Origin of the sequence: Thermovenabulum sp., from assembly GCF_049723235.1 — a bacterium.
GTDB lineage: Bacteria > Bacillota > Thermosediminibacteria > Thermosediminibacterales > Thermosediminibacteraceae > Thermovenabulum.
In genome coordinates this window covers 39369-60582 of the sequence record NZ_JBNARB010000002.1, presented here as the reverse complement: position 1 = coordinate 60582, position 21214 = coordinate 39369, and the positions used below count along the sequence as shown (strand labels likewise).

Annotated in this window: 19 protein-coding genes; 18 read left to right on the top strand and 1 reads right to left on the bottom strand. The window is 39.4% G+C overall.

The annotated features are described in order from the left end of the window. Positions 1–181 precede the first annotated feature (181 nt). The 13 genes from ACPLOV_RS01425 (at position 182) to ACPLOV_RS01365 (ending at position 15733) form a co-directional block, all read left to right on the top strand. Entirely contained in the window at positions 182–1231 is a 1050-nt protein-coding gene (locus tag ACPLOV_RS01425) for an ABC transporter substrate-binding protein (RefSeq protein ID WP_424908756.1), read from the top strand. A gap of 60 nt (positions 1232–1291) precedes the next feature. Next, positions 1292–2137, top strand: a complete 846-nt coding sequence (locus tag ACPLOV_RS01420) for an ABC transporter permease (RefSeq protein ID WP_424909783.1) — start codon at positions 1292–1294, stop codon at positions 2135–2137. 17 nt (positions 2138–2154) lie between these two features. Continuing rightward, a complete protein-coding gene (locus ACPLOV_RS01415; protein ID WP_424910398.1) occupies positions 2155–2958 on the top strand; it encodes an ABC transporter ATP-binding protein in 804 nt (267 codons plus the stop codon). Continuing rightward, positions 2951–3574, top strand: a complete 624-nt coding sequence (gene ytaF / locus ACPLOV_RS01410; RefSeq protein ID WP_424910397.1) for a sporulation membrane protein YtaF — start codon at positions 2951–2953, stop codon at positions 3572–3574. The genes ACPLOV_RS01415 and ytaF overlap by 8 nt, the downstream gene beginning before the upstream one ends. Positions 3575–3777: 203 nt before the next feature. Further along, entirely contained in the window at positions 3778–4959 is a 1182-nt protein-coding gene (locus ACPLOV_RS01405) for a DUF3798 domain-containing protein (protein WP_424909780.1), read from the top strand. 94 nt (positions 4960–5053) lie between these two features. Then, the gene (locus ACPLOV_RS01400; RefSeq protein WP_424910396.1) at positions 5054–6664 is read left to right on the top strand and encodes a sugar ABC transporter ATP-binding protein; all 1611 of its coding nucleotides are present in this window, start codon (positions 5054–5056) and stop codon (positions 6662–6664) included. Next, complete coding sequence (locus ACPLOV_RS01395; RefSeq protein WP_424909778.1) at positions 6661–7698, top strand: ABC transporter permease subunit; 1038 nt, start codon at positions 6661–6663, stop codon at positions 7696–7698. The genes ACPLOV_RS01400 and ACPLOV_RS01395 overlap by 4 nt, the downstream gene beginning before the upstream one ends. 1 nt (position 7699) lies before the next feature. Beyond that, positions 7700–8791, top strand: coding sequence for an ABC transporter permease subunit (locus ACPLOV_RS01390; protein ID WP_424910395.1), 1092 nt, complete (start codon positions 7700–7702; stop codon positions 8789–8791). A gap of 22 nt (positions 8792–8813) precedes the next feature. After that, entirely contained in the window at positions 8814–9914 is a 1101-nt protein-coding gene (locus tag ACPLOV_RS01385; RefSeq protein ID WP_424910394.1) for a M24 family metallopeptidase, read from the top strand. A gap of 271 nt (positions 9915–10185) precedes the next feature. Next, positions 10186–12585, top strand: coding sequence for a heavy metal translocating P-type ATPase (locus tag ACPLOV_RS01380; protein WP_424910393.1), 2400 nt, complete (start codon positions 10186–10188; stop codon positions 12583–12585). A 19-nt stretch (positions 12586–12604) separates the two neighbouring features. Beyond that, the gene (locus ACPLOV_RS01375) at positions 12605–12769 is read left to right on the top strand and encodes an LDCC motif putative metal-binding protein (RefSeq protein WP_424910392.1); all 165 of its coding nucleotides are present in this window, start codon (positions 12605–12607) and stop codon (positions 12767–12769) included. A gap of 152 nt (positions 12770–12921) precedes the next feature. Further along, positions 12922–14139 (top strand): sensor histidine kinase, encoded by a 1218-nt coding sequence (locus tag ACPLOV_RS01370; protein ID WP_424910391.1) that lies wholly within the window; start codon positions 12922–12924, stop codon positions 14137–14139. A gap of 7 nt (positions 14140–14146) precedes the next feature. After that, positions 14147–15733, top strand: coding sequence for a response regulator transcription factor (locus ACPLOV_RS01365; protein ID WP_424910390.1), 1587 nt, complete (start codon positions 14147–14149; stop codon positions 15731–15733). Positions 15734–15765: 32 nt separating this feature from the next. Here the strand turns inward: ACPLOV_RS01365 and ACPLOV_RS01360 are convergent, their stop codons facing one another. Beyond that, positions 15766–16872: a glycerol dehydrogenase gene (locus ACPLOV_RS01360; RefSeq protein ID WP_424910389.1), complete on the bottom strand. Its 1107-nt coding sequence runs from the start codon at positions 16870–16872 to the stop codon at positions 15766–15768. 328 nt (positions 16873–17200) lie between these two features. On the opposite strand from ACPLOV_RS01360, the gene eutM reads away from it, so the two are divergent. The 5 genes from eutM to ACPLOV_RS01335 are packed head-to-tail and all read left to right on the top strand — an operon-like array spanning position 17201 to position 21206. Next, the gene (gene eutM / locus ACPLOV_RS01355) at positions 17201–17479 is read left to right on the top strand and encodes an ethanolamine utilization microcompartment protein EutM (RefSeq protein ID WP_073258493.1); all 279 of its coding nucleotides are present in this window, start codon (positions 17201–17203) and stop codon (positions 17477–17479) included. A gap of 32 nt (positions 17480–17511) precedes the next feature. Beyond that, entirely contained in the window at positions 17512–18291 is a 780-nt protein-coding gene (gene pduB, locus ACPLOV_RS01350) for a propanediol utilization microcompartment protein PduB (protein ID WP_424910388.1), read from the top strand. 30 nt (positions 18292–18321) lie between these two features. Next, complete coding sequence (locus ACPLOV_RS01345) at positions 18322–20004, top strand: propanediol/glycerol family dehydratase large subunit (RefSeq protein ID WP_424910387.1); 1683 nt, start codon at positions 18322–18324, stop codon at positions 20002–20004. Between the two features lie 3 nt (positions 20005–20007). Continuing rightward, positions 20008–20682 (top strand): propanediol/glycerol family dehydratase medium subunit, encoded by a 675-nt coding sequence (locus ACPLOV_RS01340; RefSeq protein ID WP_424910386.1) that lies wholly within the window; start codon positions 20008–20010, stop codon positions 20680–20682. Further along, entirely contained in the window at positions 20682–21206 is a 525-nt protein-coding gene (locus ACPLOV_RS01335; protein ID WP_424910385.1) for a diol dehydratase small subunit, read from the top strand. Before ACPLOV_RS01340 ends, ACPLOV_RS01335 begins: the two co-directional genes overlap by 1 nt. Positions 21207–21214: the final 8 nt, after the last annotated feature.

Genomic DNA, 21214 nt, shown 5'->3' with positions numbered 1-21214 from the left:
GTTTATATTCCTCACTTATAGGTGCTATTACACCCGCGATAATCGTTACTGCTATAGGAAAATAAAATTACTTTGTAACCACAGCCCGTCCGCATAAATATTATAGTTATATGGTTAATCCTATCAAAATAGGGGGAGGATCAAGGTGAAAAAGATTTTGGCGTTCTTGCTGATTTTATCAATGCTGGTTCTTCTGATTGGAGGGTGTGCAAAAACCGGGCAAACTTCTACCGATAACACCGGGGGTAATGTAAATGCAAAAACAAATTTTCCGGGAGTAACACCATTAAGCCCTGCAGTTAAGGTAACCGTCGGGATGAAACAGGTGGTATCCGATGCGGGCGTGCTAATAGGAATGGCAAAGGGATACTATAAGGAGCTGGGAATTGAGATTGAAGCGGTTCAATTCAACACCGGGCAGGAGATGATAAATGCCCTGGGTGCCGGCCAGTTAGATGTGGGGTGCACCGTTACCTCCTCGGGACTTTTCAATGCTATGCTAAGAGGAATACCCATAAAAATTGTTGCAGACAAAGGGATAAATGTACCGGGGAAAGGCTATTACAGACTTATAATAAGAAAGGACTTAGTGGACGAAATTAAGGATTTTAAGGATTTGAAAGGGAGAAAGCTTGCAGTAGTGGGAACGGCCTCTCTTGATGAAATTTGCCTGGATAGGGTACTTAATAAAGCGGGGATTACTACAAAAGATGTAGACCTTCAGGTAATACGGGCATTCCCGGATATAGTTGCCGCAATGAGCAATAAAAGCATTGACGGCGGCATGGTAATTGAACCCTTCGTGACATCCGCCGTGGAAAAGGGTATCGCCGATCCATGGAAGGATCCAGCGGAATACGACCCCGATGCTCAGATTGCCCTTTTGGTATACGGTAAAAGCATGATGGAAAGGCCGGAAGTGGCAAAAAGATTTATGCTTGCCTATATAAAATCTTTAAGGGACTACAACGATGCCTTCTTTAAAGATAAAAATAAAGACGAAATAATTTCTATACTTGCCGAATATTCTACCGTTAAGGATAAGGAGCTATATAAGAAAATGTACCCGGTAGGATTAAACCCCAACGGATACGTCAGAATGAAAGGCATACAGGCGGATATTGACTGGTATAAAAAATACGGCCTTTTGACGGGAGATATTAAAGCTGAAGATGTGGTGGATAACAGCTTTGTAGATTATGCCCTTTCTATACTCGGAAAGTATGAATAAGAATTTGGCCGAAACCTCTGGTTTCGGCCAAATTTTAAAATAAAAAGCGAGGTGGCTTGCATGAACATCATGGCCGACAAAGGAGCCGGGGATTTGAAAAGTGAAATAATGGTGGAAAAAAAAGAAAACAAGGATGCTAAACGGTGGCAGGAGACAAATATTTTTACAAATTTAGTAGCGATACTCACACCCTTGATTTTATTGCTTTTATGGGAATTTATGGCCGGAAGGCATTTTATAGACGTAAGGCTGTTTTCAAGCCCTTCCAGGATATTCAAAACTCTTGTTCCCCTTATATTGAGCGGTGAATTGATTTATCATACTTTGGTCAGTGTAGAAAGGATTTTGCTGGGGTTTCTGGTAGGCTCGGTACCTGCAGTAATACTCGGGATAATTATGGGCTTAATTCCGACGGTAAGGGCAGCTTTGATGCCGCTCATTTCCATAATGTTTCCCATTCCCAAGCTGGCTGTAATGCCCCTTATATTAATCGTTTTCGGACTGGGGGAGGCATCAAAAATTTTTACAATTGCCATAGGCGTATTCTTTCTGGTGCTGATAAATACCATGGCGGGGGTAATGAGCATAGACCCCATCTACATTGATGTGGCCAAGAGTTTTGGAGCAAAGCCTTTACAAATTTACAGGACGGTGGCCATTCCCGGTGCCCTTCCGATGATTTTTGCGGGATTCAAGCTGGGAATGGGAACGGCCCTTTTGCTGATAGTGGCGGCCGAGCTTTCCGCCGCAAGGGCCGGAGTTGGATGGATGATATGGCGGGCATACGACATGTTTGATATAGAGAGGATGTTCTGCGCACTTTTAATGCTCGCTTTTCTAGGTTATGTTTTTGCTTACGCTTTAGAGTTTTTAGAAAAAATTGCCATACCCTGGAAACACCGATAATAGGAAGGAAGAGTAAAATGCTCCCGGAAGAAATTATAAAGATTGAGAAACTGACCAAAACCTTCAAAAATAAAAAATCAAATTTAACGGCTCTTAAAAATATTAACCTTTCGATAATTGACGGCGAATTTTTATGCATTGTTGGGCCTTCCGGATGCGGAAAAACAACCCTTCTTAGAATCCTGGCAGGGCTTGAAAAGCAAACGGAAGGCAAAATATATATTAAACCCAAAAATCCCGGAGGGCTAATTACCTCTATGGTTTTTCAGGGAGAATCTCTTTTTCCGTGGATGAGCGTTATTGAAAATGTGGAATACGGTTTAAAAATAAAAGGAGTAGATAAAAAGCAGAGGCGGGAGAAGGCCCTGGAATTTCTTGAAAAAATGGGTTTAACAAAATTTGCCGATTATTACCCTCACCAGATTTCCGGCGGGATGAAGCAGAGGGTAAATGTGGCAAGGGCTTTTGTCAGCGATCCGGATATACTTTTGATGGATGAACCGTTTGGAGCTCTGGATGAGCAAAACCGGCTAATACTTCAGCAGGAATTGCTCAGGATATGGGAAGGAAGCGAAAAAACCACTATTTTCATAACCCACAGCATAGATGAAGCATTGTTTTTGGGGGACAGAATAGTGGTGATGACGGCTCATCCGGGAAGAATAAAAGCGAAATTGAGGGTGGATATTGAAAGACCCAGGGAGTTATTGAGGCTCAGAACATCTCCTCATTATAACGAACTTTATAAGACCATCTGGGAACTCTTAGAAGAAGAGGTAAGAAAGGCGGAAGAAACAAGAGGAGTGAAAAGAAATGTTTAATCTTGCAATGGTTGTATTGCTTGCAATAGCGGTAAGCATGGACAGTTTGAGTTTTGGGATTATTTACGGTATAAGAAATATCAAAATCCCGGTTTTTTCTCAGGCAGTGATTGCCCTTTTTTCAGGTAACGTATTTTTTATATCAATGCTTTTGGGAAAGGGGCTTTGTTTCCTTTTACCCGAAAAATTTATAGAGTATCTGGGCAGCTTTATTTTTTTTGCCATCGCCTGTACCTACTTTTTTAAGGCAACTTTAAAAAAATATTCGGGAGATACCATAGCGACCCTTAGCATAAAACCTCTCGGTTTAGTAATAAAAATATTAAAGGAGCCCGAATCCGCCGATTTAAATGTATCCGGAGAGATTGATATAAAAGAATCGATTTTTCTGGGTATTGCACTGGCTTTAGATGCAGCGGCTGCAGGAGTTGGTGCGGCTACATCGGGTTTTTCAATTCTAAGAACGAGCCTTTTGATAACCGGGGTAGAATTTTTATTTCTAAGAGGAGGATATTTGATCGGAAACAGATTTTACAGAAGGTATGAAGATAAAGAAAATTACATTTTCCCGGCGATAATATTTGTGATACTCGGTTTTCTTAAATTAATAAATTAAATTAATTAAGATATACAGAAAATACAATATTTATAAAATGTCATTAAAAAAAAGGAAATTTTTTATTTTTGTAGAATATAATTTTATCATCACAATTTCATCAAATTTTTATCACATTATTGGAAAATCCCGGGAGGTGAAGGGGGGAAAAATTTTAATTCAAAATTTAAACAATATTTTTTAATCAAAGGAGGAATTCACCGGTGTTTAGAAAGATAATTGCCCTTTTATTGATTGCGGTCACCTGTCTTGGCCTGGTGGCCTGCGGCAGTACGGGAAATCAAAGTTCGTCAAATACCAATAATCAACAGCAGCAGCAACAACAAAAACCATCTTATAAAATAGCCATGTACACCAACACCGTATCCCAGAACGAAGAGGAATTCAGATCAGCCGAACAGGCTCAGAAGAAATACCCTGACATTATCGTTACCCAGACCATGCCCGACAACTTCATGAAAGAACAGGAAACTTTAATAGCCAACGCAGTGGCTCTGGTTTCCGATCCCAATGTTAAAGCACTTATTATGAATCAAGCGGTGCCCGGTGCTGCAGCAGCTTTCGAAAAAATTAAGCAGCAAAGGCCGGATGTACTGTTAATAGCTATTACCCCTGCCGAACAGGATATAATCGGCACGAAAGCTGATGTAGTAATTCAGGCGGATGAACTTGCCATGGGTTACAAAATGGTAGAACAGGCAAAGAAATTTGGAGCAAAGGTATTTGTACATTATTCCTTCCCCAGACATATGTCCTATCCGCTCCTTGCCAGAAGGAGAGACATATTGAAGGAAGAATGTGCGAAGGCCGGTATTAAATTCGTAGATGCTACTGCTCCCGATCCCACCGGCGATGCCGGACTGCCCGGAGCTCAGCAGTTTATAATTGAAGATATTCCGAGAAAAGTGAAGGAATACGGTAAGGATACCGTTTTCTTCAGCACCAACTGCGGTATGCAGGAACCCTTGATTAAGACTGCTTTAGAGCAGGGAGCTATGGTGGTCCAGCAGTGCTGCCCGAGCCCCTTCCACGGCTATCCCACAGCTCTTGGAATTAATATTCCGCCCGACAAAGCCGGTGATGTGGATTACGTGATTCAGCAGATCAAAGCAAAAATTGCTGAAAAAGGTGGAACCGGAAGGTTCTCCACGTGGCCGATACCCGCAGGTATGTTAATGGCAGCGGCCGCGGTAGAATATGCAAAACTCTATGCGGAAGGAAAATTAAAGGACAAGAATGATCCTGAAGCTTTAAAGAAATGCTTTGAAGAGGTATCAAAAGGTGCGAAGATTGACATAGGAAATTACGTAGAAAAAGGTGCTGATGGTAAAGAAATTAAGCATGAAAACTTCTACATGATTTTGAGCGATTATATAACTTTCTAATATATAGAGAATTTTATAAAGATTGCCGCCAAAAGGCGGCAATCTTTTAATAATACTTTTTTTTATTTTTTTAGTTTAAAGAGGTGAAGGAATTATGGTAGAAAATAACGGAACACAATATGTAATTGAACTTAAGAATATAGAAAAAGAATATTTCGGGAACAGGGTTTTAAAGGGTGTTAGCCTCTCGGTAAAGCCCGGGGAAATCCATGCCCTGGTAGGAGAAAATGGAGCCGGAAAATCTACCCTGATGAACATAATTTTCGGGATGCCTGTGATTTTTAATACCGGAGGATTTAACGGGGAAATAATTTTTAACGGTAACCCGGTAAAGATTAGGTCTCCAAGGGATGCCATGGAACTGGGCATAGGAATGGTACACCAGGAATTTATGCTTCTTCCCGGTTTTACCATTACGGAAAATATAAAACTCAACAGGGAAATATTAAAGGACAATGCGGTGAGCAAAATCTTCGGACCAAGATTGAAAACCCTGGATGTGGAAGCAATGAGAAGGGATTCTAAAAAAGCCCTTTCGGAACTCGGGATGACTGTGGATGAATGGCTGCCAATAGCCGGGCTTCCTGTGGGTTATATGCAGTTTGTAGAAATCGCAAGGGAGATAGATAAGAGAAATGTTAAACTTTTGATTTTCGATGAACCTACTGCGGTATTGACCGAAAGTGAAGCTGAAAAGCTCCTGCAGGCTATGAGAATAATTTCTTCAAAGGGCATAGGAATACTTTTTATCACTCACAGACTCAATGAAGTAATGGCAGTAGCAGAAAGGATAACGGTTTTAAGGGATGGAGAAAAGGTCGGTGAAATGAATAAAGATGAAGCTACCGTCGAGAAAATAGCCCAGCTTATGGTAGGCAGGAAAGTGGAAAGGGTCGAAAAGAAAAAATCCAAAGAAACCGAGCAGGGGGTAATACTTTCCATAAGAAATCTTTATGTGGATATGCCGGGAGAGGTTGTAAGGGGAGTTAATCTGGATGTAAAAAAAGGTGAAATTCTGGGGATTGGAGGCCTGGCCGGACAGGGGAAAATCGGCATAGCCAACGGTATAATGGGACTTTACCGGGCAAAAGGTGAGGTATATAAAAACGGAAAGAAAATAGAGCTGAACAACCCAAGAAAAGCTATGGAAAACGGTCTTGCCTTTGTTTCTGAAGATAGAAGAGGCGTGGGGTTAATGCTGGATGAGTCAATAGAATTAAATATTGCCATTGGGGCAATGCAGGTAAAAGGCAAATTCTTAAAGAACTTTTTCGGGACAAAGCTTTTGGATGAAAAAAGTGTGAGAGAAAACGCATTAATGTATATAAAGGAACTGGATATCAGATGTACCGGGCCGGATCAGATTACCCGGAGGCTGAGCGGCGGAAACCAACAGAAGGTATGTATTGCAAAAGCTTTGGCCTTAGAACCGGATATATTATTTGTCTCGGAACCCACGAGAGGAATAGATGTAGGAGCCAAAAAGCTTGTGCTGGATCTTTTGGTTAAATTAAATGAAGAAAAAGGAATGACAATTATAATGACCTCCAGCGAGTTGGGGGAGCTTCGCTCTATTTGCGACCGCATAGCCATTGTCTATGAGGGGAAAATTGAGGGTATTTTAAGTCCTTATGATTCGGATACGGATTTTGGTTTAATGATGGCAGGAGAATACAGTTCCCATTCAAAGGAGGCAACGAGATGAAGGGTTTGTGGAAAAAACTCATTGATAGATACGGTTATCCAAAGGTGTTCATTTCAATTCTTCTGCTGGTATTATTGGTAATAGCGATTATTCAAAAGCAAAATATTTACGGGTTACTGAGGGATTCCCTGGTGAGAATAGGAATGAACAGCGTTCTGGTACTGGCAATGGTGCCCAGCATAGTTTCTGGTACCGGTCTGAACTTTGCCCTTTCCATAGGTATAGTTTGCGGAATCTTAGCGGGCTGTATTACCATTGAAATGAATATAATAGGTCTAAAGGGATTTCTGACTGCTGTGCTGCTTTCCATACCGTTATCTGTGATAGCCGGATATTTATATGCAATGCTATTAAACCGGGTAAAGGGCGATGAAATGACCGTAGGGACTTATATGGGATTTTCAGTAGTTTCGGTTATGTGTATAGCCTGGCTTTTACTACCTTTCAAAAATCCCGAAATGGTATGGGCAATAGGAGGAAAAGGTTTGAGGACCACCATTACCCTTGCGGGGAAATACGACAAAGTACTGGACCGGCTGATAAAAATTCCCGGCCTTGACCTTCCGCTGGGAACCCTATTATTTTTCGCATTATGCTGTTTTTTGATGTGGCTGTTTTTAAAATCCAGGACCGGTATCGCCATGATGGCTGCCGGGAGCAATCCTATTTTCGCAAAAGCTTCGGGAATAGATGTGGACAGGCAGAGAACTATTGGTACGATACTTTCCATGGTCCTCGGCGGCATAGGTATCCTGGTATATGCTCAAAGCTACGGGTTTTTTCAGTTATACACGGGTCCTTTAATGATGCCTTTTGCGGCAATATCTGCAATACTGATCGGAGGTGCTACCGCAAGAAAAGCCAGTATTTCCAACGTAATTTCCGGGGTTATCCTTTTTCAGGCATTGTTGACAATTGCCCTTCCCGTTATAAACAAAATGATGCCGGAAGGTAATTTATCGGAAGTAGTAAGGATAATAGTAAGTAACGGAGTAATATTATACGCATTGACAAAGGTAGGAGGGAACGATTGAAATGAATAAAAACCATTTTTCAAGCAAGATTTTGAGGTTTATAAAGAATAATTCGGTTCCTTTCTTGTTTTTAATAATCTGTATCGGAGGAGTAATAGCATCAAAGTTAAGTATTAACTATATCTTAAATGAAATAGTGAACCGTTTGGACAGAAACCTTTTTTTGGTGCTCTCATTAATTATTCCTGTAGTAGCGGGTATGGGACTTAATTTCGCCCTTGTGGTGGGTGCTATGGCGGGGCAAATCGGACTGATTGCGATAAAGGTTTTGAATGTTAAGGGGATTGCGGGGCTTTTCCTTGCAGCTCTTATTTCAATACCCTTTGCCCTTTTATTTGGCTACGGCACGGGGAAGATATTAAACAAAACCAAAGGCAAGGAAATGATAACAAGCCTTATTCTGGGTTTTTTTGCTATGGGGCTTTACCAGCTCGTTTTTCTTCTCTTTGTCGGTACGATTATACCCATTAAAAATCCTGAAATCATACTTCCCGGAGGAGTGGGGCTTAAAAACGCCATTGACTTAAAAATAATCCAATACGCTTTAGATGACCTTTTGAAAGTTAAAATTATGGGTGTAAATTTACCCCTTGCTTCCTTTATCCTAATAGGATTGCTATGCCTTTTTACCCGTTTTATTTTGAAAACCAAGCTGGGACAGGATTTCCGGGCTTTGGGGCAGGACATGCACGTGGCGGAAGTTGCGGGAATAGATGTGGACAGGACGAGGCTTATTGCCATTACCATTTCTACACTTCTTGCCGCCTGGGGCCAGATAATATTTTTACAGAACATCGGTACCCTGCAAACCTACAGCAGCCACGAACAGGTAGGAATGTTTGCCGTTGCGGCAATACTCGTAGGGGGCGCTACGGTTACAAGAGCTACTATCGGCAATGCCATTTTGGGGACCATCCTTTTCCATACCCTGTTCATAGTATCGCCTAACGCCGGAAAGAATCTATTCGGAGACCCTCAGATAGGAGAATTTTTCCGGTCCTTCGTGGCCTACGGGGTTATAGCTGTATCGCTGGTGCTCCATGCTATGCAAAAGCATTTTAAAGCTGATGAAGAAATGGAGACCGCCGAGTGAGAAGTGAGAGGAGAGAAAAAAATTGATTTTAAAGGGAAAAATAAAAAAAGCTATTAAAATGATAAAAGAAGAAGGGTTGGATGCCCTTTGTATAGGCCCTTCACCGGATCTGGAATACCTGACAGGACTTAACCCTTTAAGCGACGAGAGGTTTAAGGCATTATTCCTTCTAAAAAATGGCCTTTACCTTTACATTTCACCGGAGCTTTGTGTAGAGGAATCGAAAGAAGCCCTTGGAGAAGATGTCCCGGTAATTTCCTGGGGAGACTCCGAAGGTTTTTTAAAGGCTATCGAAAAGGCAAAGGAACAATTTGGATTAAATAATTTCAGGATTGGGGTAAACGGAGGGATAAGGGCGGTAGACATTATTGATATTAGCGGGGTTTTAAATGTAACTTTTTTGAATGCCACCCGCTTAATGGAAGAATTAAGAATAATAAAAACCAGGGATGAAATAGAAAAATTAAAGAAAGCTGCGGCAGTCGCCGATGAAGTTGCAGAAAAAATTGCAGGATATATTAAACCCGGGATGACGGAAAAGGATATTAAAGAAATTGTAGAAAAAATGCTTCTGGAATTTGGAGGAGAAGAACTTGCTTTTGAAACAATTGTGGCCTCCGGGCCAAACAGTTCAAAGCCACACTATAATGAATACTCCCGGACGATTCAGGAAAAAGATGTAATAATTTTGGACTTTGGATGCCGGGTAGGAGGATTTTGTTCTGATATATCAAGGACATATTTTGTGGGAGAACCTACAGAAGAACAAAGAAAAATATATGATATTGTCCTGAAAGCAAACATAAAAGGGGAAGTAGCGGTAAGGGAAGGAGTTACCGCCGAAGAGGTGGACCGGGCCGCACGAAATGTCATAAAAGAAGCAGGATACGGGGAATTTTTCTTTAACAGGGTCGGACACGGAATAGGATTTGGTGTTCACGAAGCTCCCTACATTATGGAAGGAAATAAAACTGTTTTAAAAAGCGGAATGGCTTTTAGCGTGGAGCCGGGAATATATATACCAGGAAAGTTCGGGATGAGGGTGGAGGATATAGTGGTTGTTACCGAAAACGGGTGCGAGGTGTTGAATAAAGCCACCAAGGATATGATTGTAATAAGATAAATTAAAGTAATAAATGAAAATAAAATAGTTAAGATAATTAATTAAGGGTTGACTGAAAAGTCAACCCTTTAATTTTTACGGGGGTATTTGTGAGGAATTTGTGAATTTCAATAAATGGAGCCACTAAAAGAAATAATTTAACCGAAACACCAATGGAAATCCTGAAAAAAACAAAATATGACATTAATTGTTGACATTTTTTTGGTAAAATAATATAATGAGTACATGATACCCCGGTAGGGTATATCTCTATGAATCGGGAGGGGACTATATGGAAGTTGCAGAAAGAAAAATTAATATCAGAATAAAAGGGATGACCTGTGCCTCATGTGCAGCACGGATAGAAAAAGCCCTCTCAAAGATGTCGGGGGTGAAAGAAGCAAGTATTAACTTTGCAGCAGAAAAAGCAAGCATAACTTATAACCCCCGGGAGGTTTCGATAGCAGATTTTATCCAGAAAATAAGGGATCTTGGTTATGATGTTTTATCCACAAAGGTTGAATTAGGCCTTAAAAATATGAACTGCGCCTCCTGTGCTGCGCGCATTGAAAAAGCTCTGGCAAAAGCTCCCGGAGTAGTTAAAGCTTCCGTGAATTTTGCTGCAGAAACCGCTGTCGTAGAGTACTTAGATGGTGCTACCGAAATAAAAAACCTGATAAATACTGTCAGGGACCTGGGCTATGATGCTTATGAAAAGAGAGAAAAAGATAAGGACAGGGAAAGACAGGAAAGAGAAAGGGAAATAAGCACCTTAGGAAAACTGGTTATAACTTCTTCCATACTTACCGCTCCACTGCTACTTTCCATGGTATTCAGGGTAATGGGCTGGCATGGAGGAATTCTTGACAATCCCTGGTTTCAAGTATTACTTGCTACTCCCGTGCAATTTATTATAGGCTACAGATATTACCGGGGAGCCTTCCATACACTAAAAAACGGATCGGCAAATATGGATGTTTTAATAGCAATGGGTACCAGTGCCGCATATTTTTATAGCTTATACAACATTTTTGTCCTTCCCATGGAAAAGATTCATAACCACCTTTACTTTGAAGCCTCTGCCGTTATTATTACTCTAATTACCCTGGGAAAATATTTGGAAGCAGTAGCTAAAGGCAAGACCTCGGAAGCGATAAGAAAATTGATGGGTTTACAGCCTAAAACCGCCAAGGTAATTAAAAATAATCAAGAAATAGAAATACCAGTGGAACAGGTGGAAGTAGGCGATGTAATTGTAGTAAGGCCAGGAGAAAAAATACCGGTGGATGGTGTTATTATAGAGGGTTATTCTGCTGTTGACGAATCAATGATTACCGGCGAAAGCATTCCCGTAGAGAAAAAAGCGGGGGATCAAGTAATAGGAGCTACTATAAACAAAATGGGCACTTTCAAGTTTAAAGCCACCAAGGTTGGCAAGGATACCGTGCTTTCACAAATAGTAAAACTGGTGGAGGAAGCCCAGGGTTCAAAAGCGCCCATTCAAAAATTAGCGGATAGCATTGCAGGAGTTTTTGTTCCCGCGGTAATATTTATTGCTTTAGTGACTTTTGCAGTTTGGAATTTTGTTTTCCATAATTTTACCGCAGGCCTTATAAATGCGGTATCGGTTCTTGTAATAGCTTGCCCCTGTGCCCTTGGACTTGCTACTCCTACCTCAGTGATGGTAGGTACCGGGAAAGGTGCCGAATACGGAGTGCTTATTAAAGGCGGGGAACATCTTGAAAGAGCCCACAGGATAAAAGCATTGATTCTCGATAAGACCGGCACAATTACCAAGGGAAAACCTGAAGTGACGGATGTAATTTCGGTAGGAAATTTAAAGGAAGATGAAATTCTTAAATTTGCGGCGATAGCGGAGAAAAATTCCGAGCATCCGCTGGGCGAGGCGATAGTAACCAAGGCAAGGGAAAAAGGGATGGAACTTTCCGATCCTGAAGATTTTGAGGCAATACCGGGGCATGGAATTTATGTAAAAATAAGAGGAAAAGAAGTTTATCTTGGCAACAGAAGGCTCATGACGGCAAAAAGCATTTCTTTTGAAGGTGTTAAAGAGCTGATGGAAAAACTTGAAAATGAGGGTAAGACGGTAATGATAATGGCAGTAGATGATATAGTTGAAGGTATTCTGGCAGTAGCTGATACGGTAAAAGAAAATTCTAAAGAAGTTATTGATGAGTTGAAAAAAATGGGCATCGAAGTATGGATGATAACCGGTGATAACGAGCGCACTGCCAGGGCTATAGCCCGACAGGTGGGAATAGATAAAGTCATGGCAGAAGTGCTTCCAGAGCATAAGGCCGAAGAAGTGGAAAAGCTGAAGAAACAGGGCAAAATTACTGCAATGGTTGGAGACGGCATAAACGATGCACCGGCGCTGGCAGCGGCTGATGTCGGAATAGCCATAGGTACCGGTACCGACGTGGCTATCGAGGCGGCGGATATAACGCTTATGAGCGGTGACCTTAAAGGGATTGTTACGGCTATAAAGCTAAGCCGTGCTACCATGCGAAATATCAAACAAAACCTCTTCTGGGCATTTATCTATAATACCCTCGGCATTCCCTTTGCCGCTCTGGGATATTTAAGCCCTGCGATAGCCGGGGGAGCAATGGCCTTCAGTTCGGTTTCCGTTGTAACCAATGCCTTGAGGCTTAGAAAATTTAAGCCTTAAAATTTTAAGGAGGGCTTTTATGGCCGGATGGTTTAAAAGGTTTTTAGATAATTTGGCAAAAGCAAATGAAAAAGAATTCGCGGGTAAAAAAATGGATTGCTGCGAGTTGCACCGTCCGAAGGAAAATCAAATAAAAAATAATTATAGTGATACAGTGAATGCGAAAAAAAATGAACACAGGTAAATTAGGATTTTGCGCCATCCTTAGCAATTTATTATTGCGGGATGGCCTTTATTTTTATATATTTAGAAGGAATGTCGGGGATTTTTGTAGAATTAAAGGCTATAAATTATAAAAATATTTAAGAAAATTGGTTTGATTATATATTTAAAGAGGTGACGGGTTTGCCCAAATATAAATTAAAGGATGTCATCGATAAGGACAAGCTGGAAGAGATATTAAAAAAATTTTCGGAAGCTACTGGTCTTGCCGCGATTATTGCGGATAAAGATGGAGTAAATATTACTGCGCCGAGTAAATTTACGAATCACTGTAATCTGGTTAGAAGTACGGAAAAAGGAAGAAAATATTGTTATATATCGGATGCAAAGCTCGGCAGATTGTCTTTGCAAAAAGGTGGCCCTGCTACTTCGGTTTGCCATTGTGAACTCGTGGATTTAGCGGCCCCATTGGTGGTAGAAGGCCAATGCCTTGGATATATTTTATGCGGGCAGGTATTTCTGAAACCACCTGATGAAGAAAAAATAATTAGAGCCAGAAAAAGGGCTTTAGAATTTGGTTTGGACCCCGATTTATATTTAAAAAGTTTCCTTGATATTGAAATAGTGCCGGAAAATTATATTTATACAGCTGGGGAAATGTTACATATTATCTCTAATTATATTATCGAGCTTGGTATTAATAGACTTTACCAGGAAAGACTTTTAGAAGAGACCAGAAGGCGTTCGGAATATGAGAATGCAATTAAGTCACTGGAATTAAAGGCATTACAATCCCAGGTAAATCCTCATTTTTTATTTAATACTTTAAATACAGCTGCAAGGCTTGCTTATCTTGAGAATGCCAATAAGACTGCGGAGATCATTTATTCATTAGCAAATTTATTACATTACTCATTAAGAAATTTAGATCAGCTTGTGACCTTAAAAGAAGAGATTTCATGTATTAAGTATTACTTATATATTCAACAAATTAGGTATAGAGATCATATCAAAGCTACAATACAAATGCCGGATGAATTAGAGAAGTATTTAATCCCCGTTATGAGTTTGCAGCCGTTAATAGAAAATGCTATTGTTCATGGATTAGAAAAGAAAAAGGAAGCAGGATCTGTAAATGTTTTAGTTTACGAAAAAAATACGGATATTATTATTGAAATAACTGATGATGGAGTGGGAATTGAGGAGAAAATGATAAAAATACTAAAAAGCTCTAATGATGCTATAAACGGGCATACAACAGGGCTCGGTATTCATAATGTGGATTTGAGAATAAAAAGGTATTTTGGTCCTGCTTATGGTTTGAATATTGAAAGTAAACTTGGATTAGGAACGAAAGTTACAGTTAGAATACCTAAATGTTTAGAAAGGTGAATTTTTTATGGAATATAAAGTTTTAATTTGTGATGATGAACCTCTGGAAAGGGAAGTGCTATCATTAATAATTGAAAGATCCGGATTACCCTTTAAAGTTGTAGGAGAAGCAAAAAATGGCATTGAAGCTTTAGAGAAAGCTGAAAATCTCAAGCCAGATGTTATACTAATGGATATTAAGATGCCTGGTAAGGATGGATTAAGAGCTTCTGAAGAAATAAAAAATATTCTTAATAATGTTAAAATAATTATAATTACTGCATATGATGAACTTGACTTTGTAAAGGAAGCACTGAAATTGGGGAGTGTGGATTATTTATTAAAACCAATTAGACCGGAAGAATTTGTCGCAGTTCTTAAAAAATTATTTTCAATTTTTGAAAAAGAAAAAGAAAAGATACAAAGGGAAGAAGAACTTAAAATAGCAATAAAAAAAGCTGAGAAAATGATAAAAGCAGGCATTTTAGCTGCTCTAATTATGGGAGAGGTAAATTCTGAAGAGGAAATTAATGTATTAAAAATGCAGGCTCAAATGCTAAATATTAATTCGTTACCCAATTCCATATTAATTATAGAACCGGAAATAGATGAATCGCAATCAATGGCAGAATATGAAAGATATGAGGTTTTGAAAACTGTAGAAGATATTTTGAAAGACAAAGAAGATATTTTTCTATTGAATTTAGGAGAATCAATAATTGTTGGTATGAATAACAAAAATATTGATCCTAATTACATAGCATTCTTAATACAGAATAATATTGAACAAAAAATGGAAATACTTGTGACAATTAGCATTTTAGAAAATAATGAAGGATATATAAATAGAAAGATTTTTCAGGAGGCGAAAGTTAACGCACAGCTGGGAAGATTTTTCTTCGGCGGAAAAGTTGTAAGCCCGCAAGAGATACAAGAACTATCATCTATTAATGAGGATATTGAATTTAAAAAAGAAGATGAATTGCTGGAATGTGTCCATTTAGCAAATCTTTCGCAGGCTCTGAAAATTTTTAATGAATTTATGGGAGATTTAATAAAACATAGCAAGGGATCCTTATTTTACTGCCAGGCAAGACTTGCGGAAATAATGCTATTGATTTGGAGAACTGTTCGAAAAAAGGGGTTAATCGATGAAAAAAACTCTCATCTATATTTTAGTTATCTAAAGAAACTGTCAAAAGCACAATCCGTTTCAGCTTTAACTTCTTGCGGCAAGAATTTTTTAATTGACATTTTTTCTATAAGTGAAAAAAATAATCAGAGTATAAATATAGTAGACCGAGTAGTAAAGTATATTAATGAGAATTATGATAAAGACTTAAAATTAAAAGAAATAACAAAAATGATTTACGTAAACACCGAATACTTTAGCCGATTATTTAAAAAAGAGGTAGGATGTACATATGCAGAATATATAACGAGAGTTCGTATTGAATCAGCAAGAAAATATCTTTCAAATCCATCCTTATCAGTGGCGGATGTAGCAAAAAAAGTAGGATATCAGGATCCAAATTATTTTAGTAAGGTATTTAAAAAAGTAATAGGCATTACCCCATCTGATTACAGGAAAAACTTAGGAATTTTAGAAAATTAATAGCCCGGTAGCTGTGTACCGGGCTATTATAATTATATTTCTTTATTAAGATACTTTTGCCCAATTGCATCGGCTGCATATATTGCATTATATACCATTTCAGGGGTTACTGGGAAAGGCATATTATGTATCATCATACCGGGTTCGCAGGTTTTTTTGGCTACCTGCATTATTTTTTCAGGGTCTGGATTATTTATACCTATTTGTTTTAATGTGATTGGTAGACCTACTTTAACGCAGAAATCCAAAACCTCTTTTATTTCTGCCCAGGGATGGTCTTCTAAAACTAAATGGACAAGAGTGCCAAATGCTACCTTTTCACCATGATACATTTTATGAGTTTCTTCCAGAATTGTAAATCCATCATGAACAGAATGAGCAGCTGCAAGTCCTGAACTTTCAAATCCTATTCCGCTCAATAATGTATTGGCTTCTATTATTTTTTCTACAGCAGGAGTGACTACACCTTTTTCAACGGCCATTTTTGCCTGTTCTCCGTATTCCAATAATAGTTCATAGCAAAGTCTTGCTAATTTTAATGCTGTAACGGTGGAATAACCTCCAGGAATATTTTTGGAAGCCGACTGATAGCAGGAATTGGCTTCAAACCAGGTTGCAAGGGCATCACCCATACCTGATACCAGGAATCTTGCTGGGGCTTTAGCAATAATGCTGGTGTCTAAAATTACAAGGTCAGGATTTTTAGGAAGTATAAAATATCTATCAAATACACCGTCTTCAGTATAAATAACTGATAGAGCGCTACAGGGCGCATCGGTGGCTGCAATTGTAGGAGCTATTACTATAGGGAGCTTTAATAAAGCCGAAAGTGCTTTACCAGTATCTATTACTTTGCCACCCCCAACTGAAATGACTACATCGCATTTTTCATTGGAGGCAATTTCTTTTAGTCTGTTTATTTCACTATCGCAGCATTCACCTCTGAAAAGTTCAAATTTAGATTCAATATTTTGTTCAGATAAGCTTTTCTTGATTGTTTCTTCTGTCTGAGAAATTGCTGTTTTTCCACCGATTACGAAAGCTTTTTTCCCTAAGTGCTTGATTTGTTCACCTATAAAATTTAATGCTCCGGGACCCTGAACATATCTTGATGGTGAAATAAGGATTTTTAAACTCACAATTATCCCTCCATGTAATTGTTTTTTTTGTTATAAATATAATTTTCATATATTAGTTAAAATTCCTCTATAAAAAAATGACATTTTATTGCATAAATAAAAAAATTTTCTTTAAAAGAATAATGTTTTTTATTAGTTTTAAAAAAATAGTCAAAATAATCTTATTAACAAGTAAAAAAAATCCTGATAAACATCGTGAAATTACCACACGATTTTTTTATTTTTAAAAAAAGTCCAGTGTTTTAAGTCAATTATATATAGAGGACATATTGTTTATTTGTTGAAAAATCAAGTAAAAAGTAAAAAAATTTTTGGAGGTGCTTTTTAGATGAACGGTGAAGCATTGGGTATGGTGGAAACAAAAGGTTTAATTCCAGCTATCGAAGCAGCGGATGCTATGGTAAAGGCTGCAAACGTAAAGCTTATCGGTTATGAAAAGATAGGGTCAGGACTTGTTACGGTAATGGTTCGCGGTGATGTAGGTGCTACAAAAGCTGCTACCGATGCCGGTGCTGCAGCGGCAAGAAAAGTAGGGGAAGTAGTGTCTGTCCATGTCATTCCGCGTCCTCACAGCGATGTTGAGAAAATTCTTCCAAAAGCTGAATAAATTAATGAAAATTTTTCAGGAGGTGAAATAAGGTGGATGAATTGATGATTAAGAAAGTGGTGCAGGAGGTACTTGATAAAGTAGGTAAAGAAGAGAAAAAAACTGCTGGACCGGCATTAACAAATCCCGGCATTACGGAATTTGTAGGAACTTCCATTGGCGATACCATAGGGCTAGTAATAGCAAATATCGATTCCGAACTTCAAGAAAAAATGGGTCTTGACAAAAGATTCCGTTCGATTGGGATTTTAGGCGGTAGAACCGGAGCAGGACCTCAAATAATGGCAGCTGACGAAGCGGTAAAGGCCACAAATACCGAGATTATTTCAGTGGAACTTGCAAGAGATACCAAAGGTGGGGCAGGTCACGGTTGTTTAATTATATTCGGGGCAGAGGAAGTTTCAGACGCAAGAAGAGCAATTGAAGTGGCTTTAAAGGAACTTCCGAGAACCTTCGGGGATGTTTATGCTAATGATGCGGGTCATCTTGAATTTCAATATACCGCAAGGGCAAGTTATGCTATAGAAAAAGCTTTTGGCGCTCCCTTAGGAAAAGCATTTGGTTTAATCGTCGGTGCTCCTGCAGCCATAGGGGTTGTCTGCTGCGATACGGCAGTCAAAGCAGCGGAAGTAGATGTGGTAGGTTATGCAAGTCCCGCAAAGGGAACGAGCTTTTCAAATGAAGCCATTCTGTTTATTTCCGGGGATTCCGGTGCTGTAAGACAGGCGTTGATTGCGGCAAGGGAAGTGGGTAAAAAATTACTTGCTACCTTAGGAGAAGAACCAAAATCATTGGGAGTACCGTACATTTAATTTTATTGGAAAGGGAAGGAGGGCTTTAGCTTGAAGTCCAAACGCTTTCAAGTGTTGGCCGAAAGGCCCGTCAATAAAGATGGATTTGTAGCTGAATGGCCGGAAGTAGGATTAATAGCGGTGGATAGCCCCAACGATCCAAAGCCCAGTATAAAAATAGAAAACGGAAAGATCGTTGAAATGGATGGCAAAAAAAGAGAAGACTTTGATATGATCGAGCAGTTCATTGCCGATTACGCTATAGATATCGAAATGGCAGAAAAAGCGATGAAAATGGACAGCTTGGATATAGCAAAAATGTTAGTCGATGTAAATGTTCCGAGAGAAGAGGTAATAAAAATAGCAAGCGGGCTTACACCCGCAAAAATTGTTGATGTTGTCAAACAATTAAATGTTGTTGAAATTATGATGGCAATTCAGAAAATGCGTGCAAGGAAAAGACCAGGCAATCAGTGTCATGTAACGAATTTAAGGGATAACCCCGTGCTAATAGCAGCAGATGCAGCAGAAGGCGCTTTAAGAGGTTTTGATGAAGAAGAAACCACAGTAGGTATTACAAGATATGCTCCCTTCAATGCTTTAGCTTTGCTTATTGGTTCTCAAACAGGTAGAGGAGGAGTTTTAACTCAGTGTGCTCTCGAAGAAGCCTTTGAGCTGACTATCGGTATGAGGGGATTTACATCCTATGCTGAAACCATTTCAGTATACGGCACGGAACAGGTTTTTGTGGATGGAGACGATACACCCTGGTCAAAAGCGTTTCTTGCTTCGGCATATGCCTCTCGCGGTTTAAAGATGAGATTTACGTCGGGCACGGGCTCTGAAGTTCAGATGGGCTATGCTGAAGGCAAGTCCATGCTTTACCTTGAAGCAAGGTGTATCATGATAACACGAGGAGCGGGTGTACAAGGGTTACAGAACGGTTCCATTAGCTGTATAGGAGTTCCTGGAGCTGTTCCTTCGGGTATAAGAATTGTGGCAGCAGAAAACTTAATTACTACTATGCTCGACCTCGAAGTTGCATCGGGTAGTGACCAGACTTTTTCTCATTCTGATATAAGACGCACTGCGAGGACCCTGCTTTTGATGCTGCCCGGTACCGACCTTATTTTCTCCGGTTACAGTGCTGTTCCAAACTACGACAATATGTTCGCCGGTTCAAATTTTGACATTGAAGATGTAGATGATTATCTTGCACTTCAAAGGGATTTGATGGTAGATGGAGGATTAAAACCCGTAACGGAGGAAGAGGTAATTGCTGTAAGAAATAAAGCTGCCAGAGCTTTACAGGCAGTATTTAAAAAGCTTGGGCTTCCACCTATTACCGATGAAGAGGTTGAAGCTGCAACCTATGCTCACGGTTCAAAGGATATGCCTTTGAGGGATGTAAACGAAGATATTAAAGCAGCTACCGAGCTAATGAATAGAGGTGTTACGGGGCTTGATATTGTAAAAGCCCTTGTTGAAAGCGGATTTAAAGATGTCGCAGAAAATATACTCAACATGTTAAAGCAAAGAATTGCCGGAGACTATCTACATACTTCCGCAGTCCTTGACAGGAATTTTAATATCGACTCAGCGGTAAATAATCCTAATGATTATAAAGGCCCGGGAACCGGTTACAGGCTATCTGCAGATAGATGGAATGAAATCAAAAATATTCCTCAAGCATTAAAGCCCGAAGATTTCGACAAAAAGGAAGGGAGGGCGTAAGTAATGATTAATACCGAAGTTCTTGTTGAAGAAGTAGTAAAAGAGGTATTAAAAAGGTTATCAACTGAAAAAACAGATTTGACAGAAAAAACGGTTTCTTTCAAACCAGAAGGTAGAGAACTTATTTTGGAAGAAGTTGGTCCTGCACAAAAGGGAGCCAAAGAAGATGAAGTTGTAATAGGAATTTCGCCCGCCTTTGGAGTCAAATTTCACGAGAATATCGTAGGTATACCACTTTCGGATATATTACGGGAAATTATGGCAGGTATTGCTGAAGAAGGGTTGAGAGCAAGAATAATTAGAGTAAAACATACTGCTGATGTAGCTTTCATCGCCCATACCGCAGCAAAGCTTTCAGGTTCAGGAGTGGGTATCGGAATTCAATCAAGAGGAACAACGGTAATACATCATAAAGATCTGCAGCCCTTAAATAATCTTGAACTTTTTCCTCAATGTCCTGTTTTAACCCTCGATACCTATAGGGCTATAGGGAAAAATGCGGCACTTTACGCTAAAGGTGAATCCCCTACGCCTGTACCTGTTATGAACGACCAGATGGCAAGGCCAAAATTTCAGGCAAAAGCTGCTGTAATGCATAACTTCGAGACCCAGTTTGTAAAACCAGGTTCAAAACCCATCGAGCTCAAGGTATCCTTCGGCAAAGGAGGCGTAAATTGATGATAGATGAAAAATCCCTTGAAGAAATAGTAAGACAGGTTTTAAAAGAATTGGGAGGAAAAAAAGAAGAGGTTAAAACAGAACCGAAAAAGTGCGGAGAAAGATTTGGTTTAGAACCTAACAAAGATTACCCCTTATCCCAGAAACATCCCGAACTTTTGAAGTCAGCTACGGGGAAAAGTTTTACTAATATAACCCTTGAAGAAGTGCTTAAAGGAAATGTTAAAGCAGACGATTTAAGGATTTCTCCTGAAACTCTTTTAATGCAGGCAGAAATTGCGGAGAAAGTAGGAAGAAAACAATTTGCAAACAATTTGAGGAGGGCTGCAGAGCTTACCAGGGTGCCCGATGAAAGGATATTGGAAATATACAATGCCTTAAGACCTTATAGATCCACAAAAGAAGAATTATTAGCTATAGCAGAAGAGTTAGAAAAAAAATTTGATGCACCGATTTGCGCTGCTTTTGTAAGAGAAGCCGCAGATGTATACGAAAGAAGAAAGAGATTAAAGGGAATGGAGTAAAGAAATAA

What these genes read in the sequence shown, in the direction of transcription:
- ACPLOV_RS01425 (WP_424908756.1), top strand. Translation starts at nt 182, where the DNA reads ATGCTGGTTCTTCTGATTGGAGGGTGTGCAAAAACCGGGCAAACTTCT.
- ACPLOV_RS01420 (WP_424909783.1), top strand. Translation starts at nt 1,292, where the DNA reads ATGAACATCATGGCCGACAAAGGAGCCGGGGATTTGAAAAGTGAAATA.
- ACPLOV_RS01415 (WP_424910398.1), top strand. Translation starts at nt 2,155, where the DNA reads ATGCTCCCGGAAGAAATTATAAAGATTGAGAAACTGACCAAAACCTTC.
- ytaF (WP_424910397.1), top strand. Translation starts at nt 2,951, where the DNA reads ATGTTTAATCTTGCAATGGTTGTATTGCTTGCAATAGCGGTAAGCATG.
- ACPLOV_RS01400 (WP_424910396.1), top strand. Translation starts at nt 5,054, where the DNA reads ATGGTAGAAAATAACGGAACACAATATGTAATTGAACTTAAGAATATA.
- ACPLOV_RS01395 (WP_424909778.1), top strand. Translation starts at nt 6,661, where the DNA reads ATGAAGGGTTTGTGGAAAAAACTCATTGATAGATACGGTTATCCAAAG.
- ACPLOV_RS01390 (WP_424910395.1), top strand. Translation starts at nt 7,700, where the DNA reads ATGAATAAAAACCATTTTTCAAGCAAGATTTTGAGGTTTATAAAGAAT.
- ACPLOV_RS01380 (WP_424910393.1), top strand. Translation starts at nt 10,186, where the DNA reads ATGGAAGTTGCAGAAAGAAAAATTAATATCAGAATAAAAGGGATGACC.
- ACPLOV_RS01375 (WP_424910392.1), top strand. Translation starts at nt 12,605, where the DNA reads ATGGCCGGATGGTTTAAAAGGTTTTTAGATAATTTGGCAAAAGCAAAT.
- ACPLOV_RS01365 (WP_424910390.1), top strand. Translation starts at nt 14,147, where the DNA reads ATGGAATATAAAGTTTTAATTTGTGATGATGAACCTCTGGAAAGGGAA.
- eutM (WP_073258493.1), top strand. Translation starts at nt 17,201, where the DNA reads ATGAACGGTGAAGCATTGGGTATGGTGGAAACAAAAGGTTTAATTCCA.
- ACPLOV_RS01340 (WP_424910386.1), top strand. Translation starts at nt 20,008, where the DNA reads ATGATTAATACCGAAGTTCTTGTTGAAGAAGTAGTAAAAGAGGTATTA.
- ACPLOV_RS01335 (WP_424910385.1), top strand. Translation starts at nt 20,682, where the DNA reads ATGATAGATGAAAAATCCCTTGAAGAAATAGTAAGACAGGTTTTAAAA.